Below are 16,614 nucleotides of genomic sequence, written 5' to 3'. Positions count from 1 at the left end.
TTGCTCGGCTGCTTTTTCCTCGAAGCCCCAGCGGAGCAAGCTCCGCTCTACATCCGCGTAGAGCCGAGCTTGCTCGGCTGCTTTTTCTCGATGCCCCAGCGGAGCAAGCTCCGCTCTACATCCGCGTAGAGCCGAGCTTGCTCGGCTGCTTTTCCTCGAAGGCCCAGCGGAGCAAGCTCCGCTCTACATCCGCGTAGAGCCGAGCTTGCTCGGCTGCTTTTTCCTCGAAGCCCCAGCGGAGCAAGCTCCGCTCTACATCCGCGTAGAGCCGAGCTCGCTCGGCTGCTTTTTCCTCGATACCCCAGCGGAGCAAGCTCCGCTCTACATCCACGTAGAGCCGAGCTTGCTCGGCTGCTTTTTCCTCGAAGGCCAAGCGGAGCAAGCTCCGCTCTACGCGGTTACATCGCGTCGATATCGCCGAGGGCACGGATCAGGCGGCGGGCGCGCTTGTCGGGTTTGGACAACGGCGCCTGATAACCCGTGCGTTCGGCGCGTCGCGTGGCGGCGGCGGCCTCGCGGCGCTGCCGCGATTCATCGCTTTCTCGGTACAGCGCCTGCGCCACGGGTGCGGGGCCACGCTGCTCGCTCAATCCCTCGACGCGGATGCCGTAGGTGTCCTCGCCGCGCACGACCTTGAGTTCATCGCCTACGCGCACGATGCGCGATGGCTTGGCGCGCTGCCCCGCGACGTCCACCTTTCCGGTTTCCACCGCCTGCTTGGCGAGGCTGCGGGTCTTGTAGAAGCGCGCGGCCCACAACCAGATGTCGAGGCGGACGCCGGGTGCGGCGACGGGTGAATCGGAACTCATCGGATCAGGGTTTGCGTGGCAGCGGTTGGCTCAAGGGAACGGTGACGCTGTGCTGGTCGGCCTGCTGGCAGGCCTTGGAAACATGATAATCGCGCACAGCCTGCCGCTGCTCCGGCGTGGCCTTGTCCGGCAATGGCTGCCGGGCGGCGGCGCGCAGCTCGTCGGCGCACCAGGGGAACGGCAGATCCGACTGCGTATCCAGGCTCATCGCATCGCCGCCGGCGCAGCCGGCCAATGCGCACGACAGTACAACCGCACTCCATCGCCCGCGGTGAAAAACCATCATCGTCACGCTCCGCCGTGCCACGAATGGAAGACAGTCTGCATCGATGCCGATGCGGACGCCAGAAACGCAAACGGCCACCCGAAGGTGGCCGTTCAGCGATGGCGCCTGCGAGTGGATTACTCGGCAGCGGCGGCCAGGCGCGCCTTCTTGGCGGCGGCGTTGGCGGCCAGGTCTTCCTTGATGCGGGCGGCCTTGCCTTCCAGATCGCGCAGGTAGTACAGCTTGCCCGAACGGACCTTGCCGCGGCGCTTCACTTCGACCGAGTCGATGGAGGCGCTGTGGGTCTGGAACACGCGCTCGACGCCATAGCCGTGCGAAATCTTGCGCACGGTGAAAGCGGAGTTCAGGCCGGCGTTCTTCTTGGCGATGACCACGCCTTCGTACGCCTGCACGCGCTCGCGGTTGCCTTCCTTCACCTTCACGTTCACGACGACGGTGTCGCCGGGACCGAAAGCGGGCAGCTCACGCTGGATCTGGGCGGCTTCGAATTCCGCGATGATGGACTTGTTGAGACTGCTCATGGTGGCACCGTTCTGTATGCGTGGGTGTGTCGTTCGACAGCAATGACTGATGCAGTCGCCGGATTGCGCTGCACGATATTGTTATGGGGTTCCGGGCCGGTCAGGCGCTGGAAGCCCGCCATCTTACTGATTTTTCTTGGGCCTGGCTAGCTTTCGTCCTGCCCGTCCCGGGCGGCCCGGAACGCCGCCAGCAGGGCCCGGTCGGCCTTGGACAAGCCGGGCTCGTCCAGCAGGTCCGGCCGCCGCAGCCAGGTCCGGCCCAGCGATTGCTGGCGGCGCCAGCGGGCGATGGCGGCGTGGTTGCCGGAACGCAGCACGTCCGGCACGTCGCCCAGTTCGGGGTGCTGGGCCGGATGGGTGTAATGCGGGCAATCCAGCAGGCCGTCGTTCTCGAAGCTGTCCTGAACGGCCGATTCAGCATCGCCAAGCGCTCCGTCCTGCAACCGGGCCACGGCGTCCACCACCACGGCCGCGGCCAGCTCGCCGCCGGACAGCACGTAGTCGCCGATGGAGATTTCCTCGTCCACCTCGGCGTCCAGCAGGCGCTCGTCCACGCCTTCATAGCGGCCGCACAGCAGGATCAGGCGCGGCCTCGTCGCCAGTTCGCGGACCTTGCGCTGGGTGAGCGGCCGGCCCTGCGGGCTCAGGTAAATCACCGGCGCCGGCGCCGGATCCGCCGCGCGCGCCGCGGCCAGGCAGGCACGCAGGGGCTCGATCATCATCACCATGCCTGGGCCGCCGCCGAACGGACGGTCGTCCACCCGCCGGTAGCCGCCCTCGGCGTAGTCGCGCGGATTCCAGCCCTGCAGGGTCAGCAATCCGCGTTCCTGTGCGCGCCCGACCACGCCCACCGCCGCAGCCTGGGCGATGAACTCGGGAAACAGGGTCAGGACGTCGATGCGCATGGAAAGCCCGGAGGGGAAACACGTGAATCGGGAAAGGAGTATTGCCCAGCCCCGATGCCGGCTCCAGCGTTCAGAACTCGGGATCCCAGTCGACCGTGATGCGCTGGGCATCGAAGTCGACGGATTGGACGACGTCGGGTTCGATGAAGGGAATCAGCCGCTCCCGCTCGCCCCGCACCACCAGCACGTCGTTGGCGCCGGTGGAGAACAGGTGCGAAACGGTGCCGAAGTCCACGCCGTCGATCGTCACCACGCGCAGGCCTTCCAGGTCCACCCAATAGAACTCGCCGGGTTGCGGTGGCGGCAGCGCGTCGCGCGGGACCAGGATTTCGATGCCCCGGAGGGCGTCGGCGGCATCGCGATCGGCGATGTCCGGGACGTTCGCGATCAGGTGCTTGCCGGAAGCCTTGCCACGCACGCCCGACAGCTCGCGCTCGGCGCCGGAGCCCTCGCGGAGGATCCAGGGCTGGTAGCGGAAAATGGCATCGCGCGGTTCGGTCCAGGATTCCAGCTTGACCTGTCCGCGAACGCCAAAAGCGCCCGCGAAACGGCCCAGCAGGATGGTCTTGCCGGGACGCGGCGGGCGCTCGTTATCCATGCGTCAGCATGGCCGCGCCGGGGCGCGGCCCGAGGGATCAGGCCGAAGCCTTGGTGGCTTCCTTGTACAGGTTGCGGACCTTTTCGGTCAGCTGCGCGCCGTGGCCCACCCAGTGGTCCACACGGGCGACGTCCAGCTCGATGCGCTTCTCGTTGCCGGCGGCGACCGGGTTGTAGTAACCCACGCGCTCGATGTTGCGGCCGTCACGGGCGCTGCGCGAGTCGGTGACGATGATGTGGTAGAAGGGGCGCTTCTTGGCGCCGCCACGGGTAAGGCGGATCTTGACCATTGCTCTATTTCCAGTGTTGCCCAGTCGCCAGGATGGCGAGGTAAGCCCGCTATTCTAAGCCATTGAACGGCGGAAGGAAACCGCCCCTCAGGCCGGGTTTTCCCAGGGCATACTGCCCAGCGCCGCGCCGAGCCGGTCCATCAGGCCCGCGTCCGGGGCGTATTCGACCCCGTCGATGCCCAGGAGGGGCTGGATGCCGCTGGCATTGGCGGCGAAAGCGGCGCGGAAGCCGCCGGCCTCGGCCAGCGCCACCGGGCGGGTTTCCTGGGCAATCCCCTGCCCGGCCAGGCCGGCCTGCAACAGTTGCTCGCAGGTTCCCCGCAAGGCGGGGGCCAGCGGCCAGATTACGGCCTGGCCATCCCAGAACCCGATGTTCCAGATCGAGCCCTCGCTGACGTGTCCGTCCGGGGTGACGAACAGCGCGTCGTCGAATCCGTCCAGCAGTGCCTGCCGCCGGTAGTGGAACAGCGGGAAAGTGCCGACATGCTTCAGGTGCGGCTGCGACCGCTCGAATGGATACGACTTCACCCGCAACGGCGGCTTGTCGGCCGGAGCGGCCGGCCCGAGCGTGATCAGCACGTCCGGCTCCACCGGCCGCAACGGCTGGCGGTAGTCGAATCCGCGCGCGAACACGGTGAAGCGCAGCGAGGCGTCGGCCGGGCCGGCCCGCAGTGCGGCAACCAGTTCGGCGACGATGCGCCCGCGGGGCAACTCTGTGCCGAACAGTTCACGGGTGGCGCGCTGCAATCGCGCGACGTGGAAATCCAGTCCCTGCACCGCCCGATCGCGCACCTGCATCGCGGTGAAATGGCCGTAATTGACCACCGCCAGCGCGCGCAGCGCGTCGGCGTCGGCGGGCTGTCCGTTGAGCAGGGCGATGGACATGGTGGTTTCCCGATTCAAATGCTTTGGTAGGAGCGACGTAAGTCGCGACCGGAAATCCGACGGTCGCGACTTACGTCGCTCCTACATGCAGGCACCAGGATCAGCGGAACGGCAGGCCGCCGCGCGCACCCATCATGCCCTTCATGCCGCGCATCAGGCCCTTCATGCCGCCACCGGCCATCTTGCTCATCATCTTTTCCATCTGCTGGTACTGCTTCATCAGCTTGTTGACGTCGGCCGGCGTGGTGCCGGAACCGCGCGCGATGCGGGCGCGGCGCGAGCCGTTGAGCAGCGCCGGGTTGCGGCGCTCCTTCTTGGTCATCGAGCCGATGATGGCGATCATCCGCGGCACTTCCTTGCCCTGGCTGACCTGCTGCTTCACGTGGTCGGGGATCTGGCCCATGCCCGGCAGCTTGTCGAGCAGGCCGCTGATGCCGCCCATGTTCTGCATCTGCTCCAGCTGATCACGCATGTCGTTGAGGTCGAACTTCTTGCCCTTGGCGACCTTGGCGGCGAGCTTCTCGGCCTTCTCGCGATCGACGTTCTGCTCGACCTGCTCGACCAGCGACAGCACGTCGCCCATGTCGAGGATGCGGTTGGCCACGCGTTCGGGGTGGAACACGTCCAGGCCGTCGGGCTTCTCGCCCACGCCGATGAACTTGATCGGCTTGCCGGTGATGTAGCGCACCGACAGCGCGGCACCACCACGCGCGTCACCGTCGGTCTTGGTCAGCACCACGCCGGTCAGCGGCAGCGCCTCGCTGAAGGCCTTGGCGGTGTTGGCGGCGTCCTGGCCGGTCATCGCGTCGACCACGAACAGCGTTTCCACCGGCTTGACCGCCGCGTGCAGCGCCTTGATCTCGGTCATCATCGCTTCGTCGATCGCCAGGCGGCCGGCGGTGTCGACCAGCAGCACGTCGACGAACGACTTGCGCGCATCGTCGATGGCGGCACGCACGATGGCTTCCGGCTTCTGCGAGGCCTCGGACGGGAAGAACAGCACGTCCACCTGCTCGGCCAGGGTCTTGAGCTGCTCGATCGCGGCCGGACGGTACACGTCGGCGCTGACCACCATCACCTTCTTCTTGCGGCGTTCCTTCAGGTGCTTGGCGAGCTTGCCCACGGTGGTGGTCTTGCCCGCGCCCTGCAGGCCGGCCATCAGGATGACCGCCGGCGCCGGCACGTTGAGGTTCAGATCGGCGGCCTGGGCGCCCATCACCGTGGTCAACTCGTCGCGGACGATCTTGATCAGCGCCTGGCCCGGGGTCAGCGACTTGAGCACTTCCTGGCCGACCGCGCGCACCTTGATGCGCTCGATCAGCGCCTGCACCACCGGCAACGCCACGTCGGCCTCCAGCAGGGCGATGCGGACCTCGCGGGTGGCCTCGCGGATGTTCTCCTCGCTCAGGCGGCCGCGGCCACGCAGCCGCTCGATGGTGCCGGAAAGACGCTGGGTGAGGGACTCGAACATGGGAAGCGGGAACCTGGGAAAAACGGAGGCGGATTATAGCCCGGCGGGGCGGAAGGTCCCGGCGCGCGGCTTTCCCGCGGCCTCGCGCTGTTCCCGGTTCCGGCCCTATGCGACACTTCGCCGATGACAATCGTTCTCATCGCCATCCTCGGCTACCTGACCGCCACCGCCCTGCTGGTCCGCGCGGCCGCGCAATCGGCGCTGGACGTGCGGCGGGGCTGGCTGTGGCCGGCGCTGATCGCGGTGGTCCTGCATGGCGGCTACCACCTGCTGGTGGCCTGGCGCACGGCCGGCGGACCGGACATGCATTTCTACTCGGCGCTGTCGCTGGTCAGCCTGGGCATGGCCGCGCTGACCGCGCTGGCCGGCGCGCGCGGCCGGATGGCCACGCTGGGCGTGGTCGCCTTCCCACTGGCGGCGGTGCTGCTGCTGGCCTACCACGAGTTCGGGCACGCGCCTTCTCCCGGCCTGGACTGGCGCCTGCAACTGCATGCCTGGCTGGCCCTGCTGGCCTATGCCACGCTGGCGGTCGCGGCGCTGCTGGCGATCATGCTGCTGGTGCAGGAGCGCGCGCTGCGGCGGCGCCAGTTCCATGCCTGGCTGCGCGCCCTGCCGCCGCTGACCGAACTGGAGGATCTGCTGTTCCGGACGATCGCGGTCGGTTTCGCCCTGCTCACCGCCACCCTGCTGACCGGCGTGCTGTTCGTGGAGAACCTGCTGGCCCAGCACCTGGTCCACAAGACCGTGCTGAGCGTGCTGTCGTGGCTGGCCTTCGGCGCGCTGCTGGTCGGCCGCTGGCGCTACGGCTGGCGCGGCAGCAAGGCCGCCGGCTGGACCCTGTTCGCGATGGCCCTGCTGCTGCTGGCGTTCTTCGGCAGCAAGTACGTGCTGGAACAGGTGCTGCACCGCGCCTGAGCCTGCGAAGGCGGCACGGCCGCCAGTTTCATCCCTGCCGCGACCGGGTTCGTCGCCCGGCACCGGCTTCCATCGGATCCGCCCGCTTTCCCGCATCCGCCCTCGCTATGGTCGCGTCTTCCGCCGTCAAGGAATGAACGCGCATGGCCGCATCGAACGCTGTTGCCCGCCCTCCCCGCCGCTGGCGTTGGTTGAAGCGGTTGTGCCTGGCCCTCTTCGCGCTGGTGTTCGCGGCGGCGGCCTGGGATGTCACCACTTACGATGCGCGTCCCTGGCTGGCCGACTACCAGCGGCTCAAGCACGACATGGCGCAGGGCTATGCGAACCTGGACTGGATCGCCACGCACCGGCAACTTGATCTGGCCGCGCTGGATCGCGACACCACCGCTGCATTGAATCGCGCGCATTCGCGCGTGCGTGCCTTTCTGGCGCTGCGCGGCTTCGTCAAGCGTTTCGGTGACCCACACCTTCGGCTGGAACCGGCGCAGCGCCCGGCGACACAGCCGTTGGCCTCCACAACCGACAGCGCGATCGAACCCGTCGATCCCGCGGCCGGCGCCGACTGCGAAGCCGCCGGCTACGAAGAAGACGAACACGCCTTCATCCTGCCATTCGCCAAGCTGCCGGATTGGCGCGCGCTGCCGGGCAAGCACTTCCCCGCAGGCCGTTTCGGCGACATCGGCGTGCTGCGCATCGCCCAGTTCGGCGAGCAGCGTTATCTGGCCGCGTGCCGGCAGGTGTTCCGGGCGGGCGTCGGCCAACGCGCCCTGCAACTGAAGGTGCGCGCGTACCTGCAATTGGAACTGGCCCGCACGCTGGCCGCCCTGCATGCAGGCGGCGCCCGCCGGTTGCTGGTCGACGTGACCGGCAACGGCGGTGGCAGCGAATGGGTCTCCGAGGTCATCGCCCTGCTCGCTCCCGGCGAGCTGGAGCGCGCCGCACCGCGGATGAGCGCGCCGACCTGTGATCGCGGCCGCGTCTGGTACGGCGAAACCGGCTGTCCGGTACTCGCGCCGGACGGCGAACGTGAACGCATCTCCGGGCGCGGCGCCTGGCCCGGCCGTATCTTCATCCTTACCGATCACGGCACCGCTTCGGCGTCGGAGGATCTGGTCGCCTGGCTGCAGCAGAACCAGGCCGCCACCATCCTCGGCGAACGCACGCTCGGCGCAGGCTGCGGTTATGTCGATGGCGGCGGTCGCACCGCCCTGAGCGTCGCGCCCTTCGATGTGGTCATGCCCAACTGCGCGCGTTTTCTCGCCGACGGCACCAACGAAATCGAAGGCATCGCGCCCGACGTGGCGATCGCGCTGCACGACGAGGACGGCATGCAGCGCCTGGTCACCGCGCTCGCGCAACCCGCCTTGCGTGCGGCGCCGGTTACTCCGCCGCCGCCTCCAGCGCCTGCGACAGCCGTTCCACCGCGATCACCTCCAGCCCCTTGAACGTGCCCGACTTGGGCGCGTTGCCCTTGGGCACGATGGCGCGCCTGAAACCGTGGGTGGCCGCCTCGCGCAGGCGTTCCTCGCCGTTGGGCACCGGACGGATCTCGCCGGACAGCCCGACCTCGCCGAACGCCACCGTCTTCTCCGCCAGCGGCCGATCCCGCAGCGACGACAGCACCGCCAGCAGCACCGGCAGATCCGCCGCGGTTTCCTGCACGCGGATGCCACCGACCACATTGACGAACACGTCCTGATCGCCGACCACGATGCCGCCATGGCGATGCAGCACCGCCAGCAGCATCGCCAAGCGGTTCTGCTCCAGGCCGACCGCGACGCGGCGCGGATTCGACAGCGGCGAGGCATCCACCAGCGCCTGCACTTCCACCATCAGCGGGCGGGTGCCTTCGCGGGTCACCAGCACGCAGCTGCCGGGCTGCTGCGCGCTGCCGCCGGACAGGAAGATCGCCGAAGGATTGGACACTTCCTTCAGGCCCTTCTCGCCCATCGCGAAAACGCCCAATTCGTTGACCGCGCCGAAGCGGTTCTTGAACGCGCGCAGCAGGCGGAAACGGCTGCCGCTCTCGCCCTCGAAATACAGCACCGCGTCGACCATGTGTTCCAGCACGCGCGGGCCGGCGATGCCGCCTTCCTTGGTGACGTGACCGACCAGGAACACGGCGGTGCCGGTTTCCTTCGCATAGCGCACCAGCCGCGCCGCGCTCTCGCGCACCTGACTGACCGAACCGGGCGCGGCGGTCAGCGATTCGGTCCACAGCGTCTGCACCGAGTCGGCCACGATCAGTCGCGGTCGCGCCGCGGACGCATGCTGGAGGATGTTCTCGATCCCGGTTTCGGCCAACGCTTGAAGGTTGTCCAGCGGCAGGTCCAGGCGCACCGCGCGCCCGGCCACCTGCGCCAGCGATTCCTCGCCGGTCACATACAGCGCCGGGAAACTGGCCGACATCTTCGCCAGCGCCTGCAACAGCAGGGTCGACTTGCCGATGCCGGGATCGCCGCCGACCAGCACCACCGCCCCCTCGACCAATCCGCCGCCGAGCACGCGATCGAACTCGCCGATACCGGTGCTGACTCGCGCTTCCTCGCTGTGGCGGACATCCTTGAGCGCGGTGATCGTCGGCGCGTCGGCCTTGCCCGCCCAGCCGCTGCGGCGGGTCGCCGGTGGACCGGCGGCCGCTTCCAGCGCGATCTGGGTCAGCGTGTTCCAGGCATTGCACTCGCCGCACTGCCCCTGCCACTTGCTGAATTCCGCGCCGCACTCGTTGCAGACATACGCGGTCCTGGCCTTGCCCATCGTCTCGCCTTGCCGAACTGAAGGCGCTCAGGATACCGGAGCGGGATCGCAGGGATGGAGACGCGGTTGGCGCCGGAAGCATCCCGCGGAAATCCCCCGTCGGCCGCTGCGCGGCCGCCCGCCCCCTTTTTCAAAGGGGGCTAAAGCAGCTCTTCGGGCCCCAAAGCATTCGAAATCCTCAAGCAAGTCGCTTTTGCCTCCCCCGTGACCAGCCATTCGGCTGTTGAAAGCGAAAAAGGGGACCGAGGGGGATTTGCTTCCACCACCCGCCACAATGCGCAACCCGGGTCAACGCCATCCCGGCAGGCTGTCCCCGCGCCCCGAGGAACCCGGACCGAATGAAACGCCCCGCCACCCGCCGCAGCTACGCCGCCCGGATCGAGAAAGTGGTCACCCACCTGGTCGCCCACCTCGACCAGCCACTGACCCTCGAACACCTGGCGGAGATCGGCCACTTCTCGCCCTATCACTTCCACCGCATCTACCGTGGCGCGATGGGCGAGACCGTGGCCGACACCCTGCGGCGCATGCGCCTGCACCGCGCCGCCGTGGAACTGCGGCACGGCACCCGCTCGCTGTCGGCCATCGCCGGCCGCTGCGGCTACGGCAGCGCTGCCGCCTTCAACCGGGCGTTCGCGCAGGCATACGGAGTTCCTCCGGGCGCATTCCGCCAGCGCGGCATGGAAGCGACGCTTCCGCCGCGCCCCGACCTGTCAGAACCCGAGGATTTCCCCATGTACGACGTCAGCATCCAGACCTTCCCCGCTCTCACCGTCGCCGCCCTGCCCCATCGCGGCAACTACCAGGACATCGGCGAGAGCTTCGAGAAACTCGCCGCCTGGGCGGCCGGCCAGGGCGTGCCGCCGCAGGCGCGATCGTTCGGCCTCTACTACGACGATCCCGAAAGCGTGCCCGCCGACGCGCTGCGCTCGGACGCCTGCGTGGAAATCGCCGCGACCGCCGACGTGCAGGCACCGTTGCGCCCGCTGACCCTCGCCGGTGGCCGCTACGCGGTGCTGGTGCATGTGGGGCCTTACGCGGAGCTGGATCGCCCCTACCGCTGGCTGTTCAGCGAATGGCTGCCGGCCAGCGGCGAGGAAGCCGCCGACGCGCCGGTGATGGAGGAATACCTCAACGATCCGCGCAGCGCGCCGCCCAGCGAGTGGCGCACGGCGATCTGCCTGCCGCTGCGCTGAGCGAAGTTGAACGGCGCGGCGGCGACACCGCCACCGCGCCCTGGCGCCTCAGCGCGCCTTGTAAAGCTCCGCCAACCGATCCGGCTTGCCGGCGATGCGCTCCAGGTGCGGATACTGCAGGCCGTCGAAGTACGGGATGCGCACGGTCTCGATGCGATCGAAGCGCTTGACCACCAGTTCGATCGGCGTCTTGCCGCCCTTGGCCGCGGTCACCGCGTCCTTCAGCGCTTCGGCGCTGTACTCGCGCCCGTTGACGCCCAGCAGGGTCATGCCCGGCGCCAGCCCGGCGTTGAACGCCGGACCATCCCAGCGCACGTCGCCGAGCACGCCGGTGCTGTTGGCGGACAGGCCCAGCGAATAGGTCAGGTTGGCGTCCTTGCGCTCGCTTTCCATCGCCTTGAATGCATCGCTGGGCTTGTCGGTGTAGACCAGCTTCCAGCCCGCCGCTTCCAGTCCACCAATCAGCGGCCCGTGCCCGTCCACGCGCGAACGCAGGAATGTGGCCCAGTCGAACGGCGCGATGCCGTTGAGGGTGGCGACGATGTCGTCGAAGGTGTACGGATTCACCTCCCACACGCCGTTGTCCATGCCGAAGAACGCCTTGGCGAAGTCGTCGATGGACCGCTTGTTGCCACTCAGATCGCGCAGCTTGCCGTCCACTTCCAGCCAGATCATCTGTCCGCCGGAGTAGTAGTCCTCGCTCATCTGGTAATTGCGGAACGGCAGCGAGCGGCGCGAGGCGATGGTCGGATCGTTGGTGGTGTCCTGGATGTTGCGCCAGGCCAGGCCGGGACGGCCGCGGTCGTACACGCCGGCCACCAGTGCCAGCGAATCGCGCGCCTGCTCCTGGCTCCACAGGCCCGAGCGCGCGGCCAGCACGTGGCCCCAGAACTGGGTCTGGCCTTCGTACAGCCACAGCAGGCTGTCGCCCATCGGCACGTTGAAGCTGGGCGTGGCCAGATCCGCGCCACGCCGGTACTTGCCGTTCCAGGAATGGTTGAACTCGTGCGGTAGCAGATCCCGGCCCTGCCAGGTCTTGTCCCAGTCGGTGAAGTAGCCGCGATCGCCGCTGTTCTCGCTGGAGCGGTGGTGCTCCAGGCCGATGCCGCCCAGCTTGTCGGTCAGCGCGAGCAGGAATTCGTAGTGATCGAAATGGCGCGCGCCGTAGAGCTTGCTGGCCTGGGTGACCAGCGCCTGGTGCGCCTTGATGTGCTCGGGCTTGGCTTCCAGATCCTTGGCCTCATCGGCGAACACGTTCAGGTGCACCGGCTGCTTGGCGCCCGGATCCAGATCGATGCGCTTGTAGTGCTTGCCGGCGAACATCGGCGAGTCGACCAGATCGTCAAAGCGGATCGGCTTGAAGCAGACCGTGTCGCCGTTGCGGGTGTCGGTGGTCAGCGCGGTGGCGTACGACCAGCCCGGCGGCAGCTTCACGCAGGCCTGCGCCTGCACGTTGCGGCTGTAGTAGCCCGCCGGATACAGCGAGGTGGAATCCCATTGCAGGTTGAGCATGTCCGGGGTCATCACCACCCGCCCCTGCGATCCGCCCTGCGAGGACAGGAACTGGAACTCGGCGGTCACTTCGCTCACGCCCGCCGGCACCTCCACGTGGAACGCATACACGTTGAACTGATCGCGCACCCACGGCAGCCGCTGGCCGTTGGCGGTGATCACCAGGCCCGCCATCTTCTCGATGGGACCGGCCGGCGAATGCTTGCCTGGCAGCCACTGCGGATACAGCAGGGTCAGCCGGCCCGCCTGTGCCGGAATGGTCTCGCGCACGCGAAAAATGCGGCGGTTGAGATCGGTGGCATCCACCTCGATGCGCAATTGCCCATTGAACGGCACATCCTTCGGCGCGGGCACTTCGTCCGCCCGCGCGGCGGACGGCGCGAGTCCGGCCAGGGGCATCAACAGGGACAACGAGACGGCAAGGGCAAGCGGCTTCATCAAGGATTCCACGAAACGGTAACCGCTCGATGCTAAGGGCTGGGTCCGGACGGGTCCGTAGGCCATTGGTCATGGTCGCCGCGACGGACTACCCTGTTGTCGACAACCGTCCCGACAGGAGTTCCCATGGCAGAGTGGATCTGCACCGCCTGCAACACCAGCAACGAAGGGGTCTTCGACATCTGCTGGCAATGCGGCACCGGCCGCGATGGCACGCCGCCCGACCCGGCCTTCGACCGCAGCCAGGAAACCGTCCATGAGTCCTTCCGGACGTTGCAATGCCTGCGCTGCCAGTCGCCCATGCGGCTCATCGGCACCCGGCGCTTCCACGAAGGCTCGCGCATGGCGCCCTTCCTGCTCGGCGAACTGCTGGTCAATCGTGAAAGCTTCGACCTCTACGCCTGCACCCAGTGCGGCAAGGTCGAATTCTTCCTGTCCTAGGGCGAACCTCGACAGTACCCGCTGACGAAAGAAAACCGGCCGCGGTCCCATGCCCGCGACCGGCCTTCCCTTTTTCAAAACACCCTCAACAGCGGAATGCTGGATTCATCAAGCAACAGCCGTACGCCACAGGCAGGCCGCCGCACTCCCGGAGTACAGGCAGCCCCCTTTTTAAAAGGGGGCGGGCGCCTGCGAAGCAGGCGACGGGGGATTTGCGCGATCAACCGCCCCAGCTCAATGCCGATCCGCGGGCAAATAAACCAACTCGCCAAGAACCCCGTCCACCTCGTCGGCCATCCGCTCGAACTGCGACATCAACACCTCATCCGGAATCTTGAGCAGGGCCGCGGCCTCGCGAAACTGATCGGACCCGGACAACTGCCGGAACGTATCGCGCATCTGCACGAGCTGCGCGTGGGCTTCCTCGCTGATGATGTACGCACTGTGGGAATGGGACATGTCGCCTCCTGTTCTGTGGATCGCTTGCCGGCGCAACACGCGCCGGGATGTCGGGAGGTCGAAAAACCGCACACACAGAACGGCGGACCTGTTCCCCGCAAGCGGGTCTTGTATTCGGTCCACTCCCGACGCGGAAACGCATCGGCCCAAGCCCGCAGGCGAGGAAGTCCACCGGCGAACCCGCCCTGGACCCAGGCTGTGTGTGAGGAGTTTCGACACTCCTTGGTCAGCGATTCTTGTCGGGACCAGGCGCAAGCTCAACTAACATTGGCGGTTTAGAGGTGGAAGGACAAAGCCCGCAAACCCGGATGTCCGTGGCCCCGAGAAAGCGTGTCATTCGACATCGACGCAAACAAAAGACCCACCTTCACAGGCGGGCCTTCGGACGTCACTTGTCCCGCAGGGACATCCACTGCATTCGCCGGAGCACCCGGCCCAGATCATCGGACATGCCGGCAAAACAATCGGCCATCGCCTGCAATTTGATCGGCAGCCTCATGTGTTCGTCCTGCGGATTGCGCGGACTGCTGAGGTCCGACATCAGCCGAAGCTGATCCCTCAGTTGCACCAGCCGGAGCTGGTGCTCTTCACTCACCCAGTAACCCATGCTTGTATCGGACTTGCCGCTCATTGCATTGCTTCCTTGAAAAAGCCGCCGGATTTCGGTGGCAGCTTGCCGCTGTCTATCGGAGTTTCGACGCTCCAAGCCCGAAGTCTGCTCATGCCGGCAAAACCATTCAACCGGGTTTCCGGCCTGGATTGCGACTCAACAACGAATGCAAATGCATGCGGACAGAAGCCGCACATCCCCTGTTTCCCGGTGAGCCATACGCGGTTTGCCCGGCCCGGAAAAACAAAAACCCCGCCGAAGCGGGGCTTTTGCCTGGACTGGTGCCGGAAATAGGAATCGAACCTACGACCTACGCATTACGAATGCGCCGCTCTACCAACTGAGCTATTCCGGCGGAACCGCAAATTCTAGGGGGCGGTCTGAATCCGGTCAATTGACCCTGCACAAGTGCTTGATGCCAAAGGGTTCCTGTATCGAAGAGCCTGTTCCTGTGTGGTCCTGGTACGCGCCCAGCTTGGCCGTGCCGACGTCGCCAGGCCCGTCCGTGTGAGCGGACCACGGCCGACATTCGGTTCGACGCGCTCACGACGCACGAAAACTACGAGGATGCCTAGGGCATCCCCGCGACAAACACCCTCAGACAGTGCGACTCAAAGCCCACAAGGCGATGGCAACACCGGGTTCTGTTCCTTCACGTTGTCGATGTGCGCCACTTTCTTGCCGCGCAGGCCGGCAACCTGGGCTTCCACGTCGGCGGTGGACAGGGCGACGCCTTCCTGGAAGAACACCCAGTCGATGTCTTCCTGGTACTCGCGCATTTCCGGGGAGTCGACCGGTCCCAGCGAGCCGTCCGCGCCCTTGGGCATGAACCACAGGTTGAAGTTGATCGACATGAAGTCTTCCGGGTACACGGCGCTGCTGTGCTCGGAGAACAGTTGGCCGTCGACGTAGTAGGTGACCTTGTTGTCGGCGACGGTCAGCACCAGCGTGCGCCAGCCGGCGTAGCTGCCTTCCTTGCGGGAGAACTCGTTCACCTTGGTCCAGGGTTCGAGCTGGAAGGTTTCCCAGGTGGTGGTCCACATCGCCGGCTTGGTGTTTTCGCCCCAGCCGCCGTTGGGCAGGTATTCGAAGTCGGTTTCGCTGTAGTCCTTGTCCATCGGCGCCTTCAGCGGGCTGATGGCATAGAAGGTCTGGATGACTTCATCGCCGTCCGGACCGTAGCTCGGTTCGTCGCGGAAGAAGATACGCGCGGCGTAGGTGCCTTCGCGGTATTTGCGGGAATGGCAGAACTGGGTCTGGCGGGTTTTCTCGGGAGTGCCGTTGGTGATCGAGCTCATGCGGATCGCGCCGCCTTCGGTCTCCGGAATGTCCGCATGGAACGTCAGGCCATCGCCCGACCAGGTCGCGCCCTTGATACCGGGATGGCCGGTTTCGGTGCGGACTTTCCAGCCGTTCTTCTGGAAGGCGGCGAAATCCGGATAGCTGAAATCATCGAAGAAAACCGGTGCCGTCGTGGGCGTTGTGGCAGTCGCGTCGGCCTTGGCTTCCGCAGGTGCGTTTGCCTGTTCCGTGGCCGTTTCGGTTTTTGAATCGCAGCCGACAACGGCGAGCGATGCAGCGAGCAGGCTTACGACAAGAATACGATTCCGCGCCATGTTCCCTTCCCTTCTCTTGATGATTCGTGATGGTTGAAGGGGGCGAATCTGGCGCATTGCGGACAACGTTGTCAAATGACCCGTGCGGTCTTGTATGCGGCGTTGGAAATAATGCTTTCTTGTGGAATTACACCTGACACGATCCAAAATTCCGCTCGGGATCCATCGCGTTCAGATAAACTTCGCAGTCCGGATTCGCTTGTTTCTCGAATTGTCCATTCGATGGAAACGGAATGACTCATCTTGTCGCCAATGAGCGCATTCACCTGACTTCCGAGACAAGCGACAGGCCAAGGCAGGAACCGTGCGGGACGCTCTACCGATGGCAGACGTTGTTGATGCTGGTTCCAGACGAAGGGAGCCTGGGCAGACATACATCGACTGTGAGTGATGGGAAGGGTTTGCTGAAAGCGCCCCCATCCCAGCCTTCCCCCGCAAGCGGGGGAAGGGGCAAAAGCTCGCGGCAGTACGTGCACGCCCCCTCCCCCGCTTGCGGGGGAGGGTTGGGGTGGGGGCAAGCGGAACAATCGGCTGGCGGGTAGGATCCCTCCCTGGCATACGGAAACATGCCCGTGACGAACAATCCCTATGCCCCACCTCAATCCACCGAGCAGTCTCGCCGGGAGACGAACTGGCGCAGCACGCTGCTGGCGCCTTTCGTGTCTTCGATGATCCTGGTGCCTACCGGCTTGGCACTGATAGGTGCGCTGAGACGGATACCCGACCTGTTCACCCGTCCGGATTTTCTGCTGCCCCTGATCGCGGGCTCCGCCGTTGCGGCGACCGTACTGCGTTGCTACCGCAGCGCCAATGGCCTGATTCGCGCCTTCCTGGCGCCGCCCATCGGCTTCGCCGCGTACTTCATAATCCTGGTCATCCTGCGCCTGGCATCCACCTGAAAAAAGG

The 16,614-nt window shown here is 66.3% G+C and carries 19 protein-coding genes and 1 tRNA gene; 5 read left to right on the top strand and 15 right to left on the bottom strand.

Going from position 1 to position 16,614, the window contains the following annotated elements; genetic code table 11:
* Positions 1–115 precede the first annotated feature (115 nt).
* From ACTJI2_RS03905 to ffh, 9 genes are all read right to left on the bottom strand, one after another.
* Positions 116–373, bottom strand: coding sequence for a hypothetical protein (locus tag ACTJI2_RS03905; protein WP_440841182.1), 258 nt, complete (start codon positions 371–373; stop codon positions 116–118).
* 25 nt (positions 374–398) lie between these two features.
* Entirely contained in the window at positions 399–809 is a 411-nt protein-coding gene (locus ACTJI2_RS03900) for an RNA-binding S4 domain-containing protein (protein ID WP_440841181.1), read from the bottom strand.
* A 4-nt stretch (positions 810–813) separates the two neighbouring features.
* Complete coding sequence (locus ACTJI2_RS03895) at positions 814–1,017, bottom strand: hypothetical protein (protein WP_440841179.1); 204 nt, start codon at positions 1,015–1,017, stop codon at positions 814–816.
* A 194-nt stretch (positions 1,018–1,211) separates the two neighbouring features.
* Positions 1,212–1,616, bottom strand: a complete 405-nt coding sequence (gene rplS / locus ACTJI2_RS03890) for a 50S ribosomal protein L19 (protein WP_141453468.1) — start codon at positions 1,614–1,616, stop codon at positions 1,212–1,214.
* A gap of 146 nt (positions 1,617–1,762) precedes the next feature.
* Positions 1,763–2,521: a tRNA (guanosine(37)-N1)-methyltransferase TrmD gene (gene trmD / locus ACTJI2_RS03885; protein WP_440841178.1), complete on the bottom strand. Its 759-nt coding sequence runs from the start codon at positions 2,519–2,521 to the stop codon at positions 1,763–1,765.
* 70 nt (positions 2,522–2,591) lie between these two features.
* Positions 2,592–3,119: a ribosome maturation factor RimM gene (gene rimM, locus ACTJI2_RS03880; RefSeq protein WP_183642902.1), complete on the bottom strand. Its 528-nt coding sequence runs from the start codon at positions 3,117–3,119 to the stop codon at positions 2,592–2,594.
* A gap of 37 nt (positions 3,120–3,156) precedes the next feature.
* A complete protein-coding gene (gene rpsP, locus ACTJI2_RS03875) occupies positions 3,157–3,408 on the bottom strand; it encodes a 30S ribosomal protein S16 (RefSeq protein ID WP_183642906.1) in 252 nt (83 codons plus the stop codon).
* Positions 3,409–3,495: 87 nt separating this feature from the next.
* On the bottom strand, positions 3,496–4,293 hold the full coding sequence (locus ACTJI2_RS03870) for an aminotransferase class IV family protein (protein ID WP_440841177.1): 798 nt from the start codon (positions 4,291–4,293) through the stop codon (positions 3,496–3,498).
* A 100-nt stretch (positions 4,294–4,393) separates the two neighbouring features.
* Positions 4,394–5,764 carry a signal recognition particle protein gene (gene ffh / locus ACTJI2_RS03865; protein ID WP_203321614.1) on the bottom strand — a complete coding sequence of 457 codons (1,371 nt, stop codon included), beginning with the start codon at positions 5,762–5,764 and terminating at the stop codon, positions 4,394–4,396.
* A 123-nt stretch (positions 5,765–5,887) separates the two neighbouring features.
* Between ffh and ACTJI2_RS03860 the strand changes: the two genes are divergently transcribed.
* On the top strand, positions 5,888–6,679 hold the full coding sequence (locus ACTJI2_RS03860; RefSeq protein WP_183642916.1) for a cytochrome C assembly family protein: 792 nt from the start codon (positions 5,888–5,890) through the stop codon (positions 6,677–6,679).
* A gap of 143 nt (positions 6,680–6,822) precedes the next feature.
* On the top strand, positions 6,823–8,124 hold the full coding sequence (locus ACTJI2_RS03855; protein ID WP_440841176.1) for a S41 family peptidase: 1,302 nt from the start codon (positions 6,823–6,825) through the stop codon (positions 8,122–8,124).
* Here the strand turns inward: ACTJI2_RS03855 and radA are convergent.
* Positions 8,060–9,436, bottom strand: coding sequence for a DNA repair protein RadA (gene radA / locus ACTJI2_RS03850; RefSeq protein ID WP_440841175.1), 1,377 nt, complete (start codon positions 9,434–9,436; stop codon positions 8,060–8,062). The two genes, ACTJI2_RS03855 and radA, sit on opposite strands and share 65 nt — an antisense overlap.
* Before the next feature lie 338 nt (positions 9,437–9,774).
* Here radA and ACTJI2_RS03845 point away from each other — a divergent pair, with 338 nt between their 5' ends.
* On the top strand, positions 9,775–10,632 hold the full coding sequence (locus ACTJI2_RS03845) for an AraC family transcriptional regulator (protein ID WP_440841174.1): 858 nt from the start codon (positions 9,775–9,777) through the stop codon (positions 10,630–10,632).
* Positions 10,633–10,680: 48 nt separating this feature from the next.
* Here the strand turns inward: ACTJI2_RS03845 and ACTJI2_RS03840 are convergent, their stop codons facing one another.
* Entirely contained in the window at positions 10,681–12,585 is a 1,905-nt protein-coding gene (locus tag ACTJI2_RS03840) for a M61 family metallopeptidase (RefSeq protein ID WP_440841223.1), read from the bottom strand.
* 123 nt (positions 12,586–12,708) lie between these two features.
* Here ACTJI2_RS03840 and ACTJI2_RS03835 point away from each other — a divergent pair, with 123 nt between their 5' ends.
* Positions 12,709–13,023, top strand: coding sequence for a hypothetical protein (locus ACTJI2_RS03835; protein WP_440841173.1), 315 nt, complete (start codon positions 12,709–12,711; stop codon positions 13,021–13,023).
* Positions 13,024–13,257: 234 nt separating this feature from the next.
* Here the strand turns inward: ACTJI2_RS03835 and ACTJI2_RS03830 are convergent, their stop codons facing one another.
* The 4 genes from ACTJI2_RS03830 to ACTJI2_RS03815 form a co-directional block, all read right to left on the bottom strand.
* Positions 13,258–13,482 carry an XAC0095 family protein gene (locus ACTJI2_RS03830; protein WP_141453489.1) on the bottom strand — a complete coding sequence of 75 codons (225 nt, stop codon included), beginning with the start codon at positions 13,480–13,482 and terminating at the stop codon, positions 13,258–13,260.
* A gap of 388 nt (positions 13,483–13,870) precedes the next feature.
* Complete coding sequence (locus tag ACTJI2_RS03825; protein WP_440841172.1) at positions 13,871–14,113, bottom strand: XAC0095 family protein; 243 nt, start codon at positions 14,111–14,113, stop codon at positions 13,871–13,873.
* A 258-nt stretch (positions 14,114–14,371) separates the two neighbouring features.
* Positions 14,372–14,447 (bottom strand) — tRNA-Thr (locus tag ACTJI2_RS03820).
* Positions 14,448–14,703: 256 nt separating this feature from the next.
* Positions 14,704–15,708 (bottom strand): glycoside hydrolase family 16 protein, encoded by a 1,005-nt coding sequence (locus ACTJI2_RS03815; RefSeq protein ID WP_440841171.1) that lies wholly within the window; start codon positions 15,706–15,708, stop codon positions 14,704–14,706.
* 572 nt (positions 15,709–16,280) lie between these two features.
* Between ACTJI2_RS03815 and ACTJI2_RS03810 the strand changes: the two genes are divergently transcribed.
* Complete coding sequence (locus ACTJI2_RS03810; protein ID WP_440841170.1) at positions 16,281–16,607, top strand: hypothetical protein; 327 nt, start codon at positions 16,281–16,283, stop codon at positions 16,605–16,607.
* The last annotated feature ends 7 nt before the right edge of the window (positions 16,608–16,614 follow it).

It is taken from the genome of Pseudoxanthomonas sp. 22568, from assembly GCF_052044485.1.
In the GTDB taxonomy this organism is placed as follows: domain Bacteria; phylum Pseudomonadota; class Gammaproteobacteria; order Xanthomonadales; family Xanthomonadaceae; genus Pseudoxanthomonas_A; species Pseudoxanthomonas_A beigongshangi.
The sequence above is the reverse complement of the archived record's forward strand: the minus strand, read 5'-3'. Positions and strand labels throughout refer to the sequence as shown.

Bases quoted from the DNA above. Each gene is read 5' to 3' on its own strand.
- ACTJI2_RS03855 (WP_440841176.1), top strand. From the start codon at position 6,823: ATGGCCGCATCGAACGCTGTTGCCCGCCCTCCCCGCCGCTGGCGTTGG.
- ACTJI2_RS03815 (WP_440841171.1), bottom strand. From the start codon at position 15,708: ATGGCGCGGAATCGTATTCTTGTCGTAAGCCTGCTCGCTGCATCGCTC.
- ACTJI2_RS03825 (WP_440841172.1), bottom strand. From the start codon at position 14,113: ATGAGCGGCAAGTCCGATACAAGCATGGGTTACTGGGTGAGTGAAGAG.
- trmD (WP_440841178.1), bottom strand. From the start codon at position 2,521: ATGCGCATCGACGTCCTGACCCTGTTTCCCGAGTTCATCGCCCAGGCT.
- rplS (WP_141453468.1), bottom strand. From the start codon at position 1,616: ATGAGCAGTCTCAACAAGTCCATCATCGCGGAATTCGAAGCCGCCCAG.
- ACTJI2_RS03895 (WP_440841179.1), bottom strand. From the start codon at position 1,017: ATGAGCCTGGATACGCAGTCGGATCTGCCGTTCCCCTGGTGCGCCGAC.
- ACTJI2_RS03860 (WP_183642916.1), top strand. From the start codon at position 5,888: ATGACAATCGTTCTCATCGCCATCCTCGGCTACCTGACCGCCACCGCC.
- ACTJI2_RS03900 (WP_440841181.1), bottom strand. From the start codon at position 809: ATGAGTTCCGATTCACCCGTCGCCGCACCCGGCGTCCGCCTCGACATC.
- rimM (WP_183642902.1), bottom strand. From the start codon at position 3,119: ATGGATAACGAGCGCCCGCCGCGTCCCGGCAAGACCATCCTGCTGGGC.
- ACTJI2_RS03845 (WP_440841174.1), top strand. From the start codon at position 9,775: ATGAAACGCCCCGCCACCCGCCGCAGCTACGCCGCCCGGATCGAGAAA.
- ACTJI2_RS03835 (WP_440841173.1), top strand. From the start codon at position 12,709: ATGGCAGAGTGGATCTGCACCGCCTGCAACACCAGCAACGAAGGGGTC.
- ACTJI2_RS03870 (WP_440841177.1), bottom strand. From the start codon at position 4,293: ATGTCCATCGCCCTGCTCAACGGACAGCCCGCCGACGCCGACGCGCTG.
- rpsP (WP_183642906.1), bottom strand. From the start codon at position 3,408: ATGGTCAAGATCCGCCTTACCCGTGGCGGCGCCAAGAAGCGCCCCTTC.
- radA (WP_440841175.1), bottom strand. From the start codon at position 9,436: ATGGGCAAGGCCAGGACCGCGTATGTCTGCAACGAGTGCGGCGCGGAA.
- ACTJI2_RS03830 (WP_141453489.1), bottom strand. From the start codon at position 13,482: ATGTCCCATTCCCACAGTGCGTACATCATCAGCGAGGAAGCCCACGCG.
- ffh (WP_203321614.1), bottom strand. From the start codon at position 5,764: ATGTTCGAGTCCCTCACCCAGCGTCTTTCCGGCACCATCGAGCGGCTG.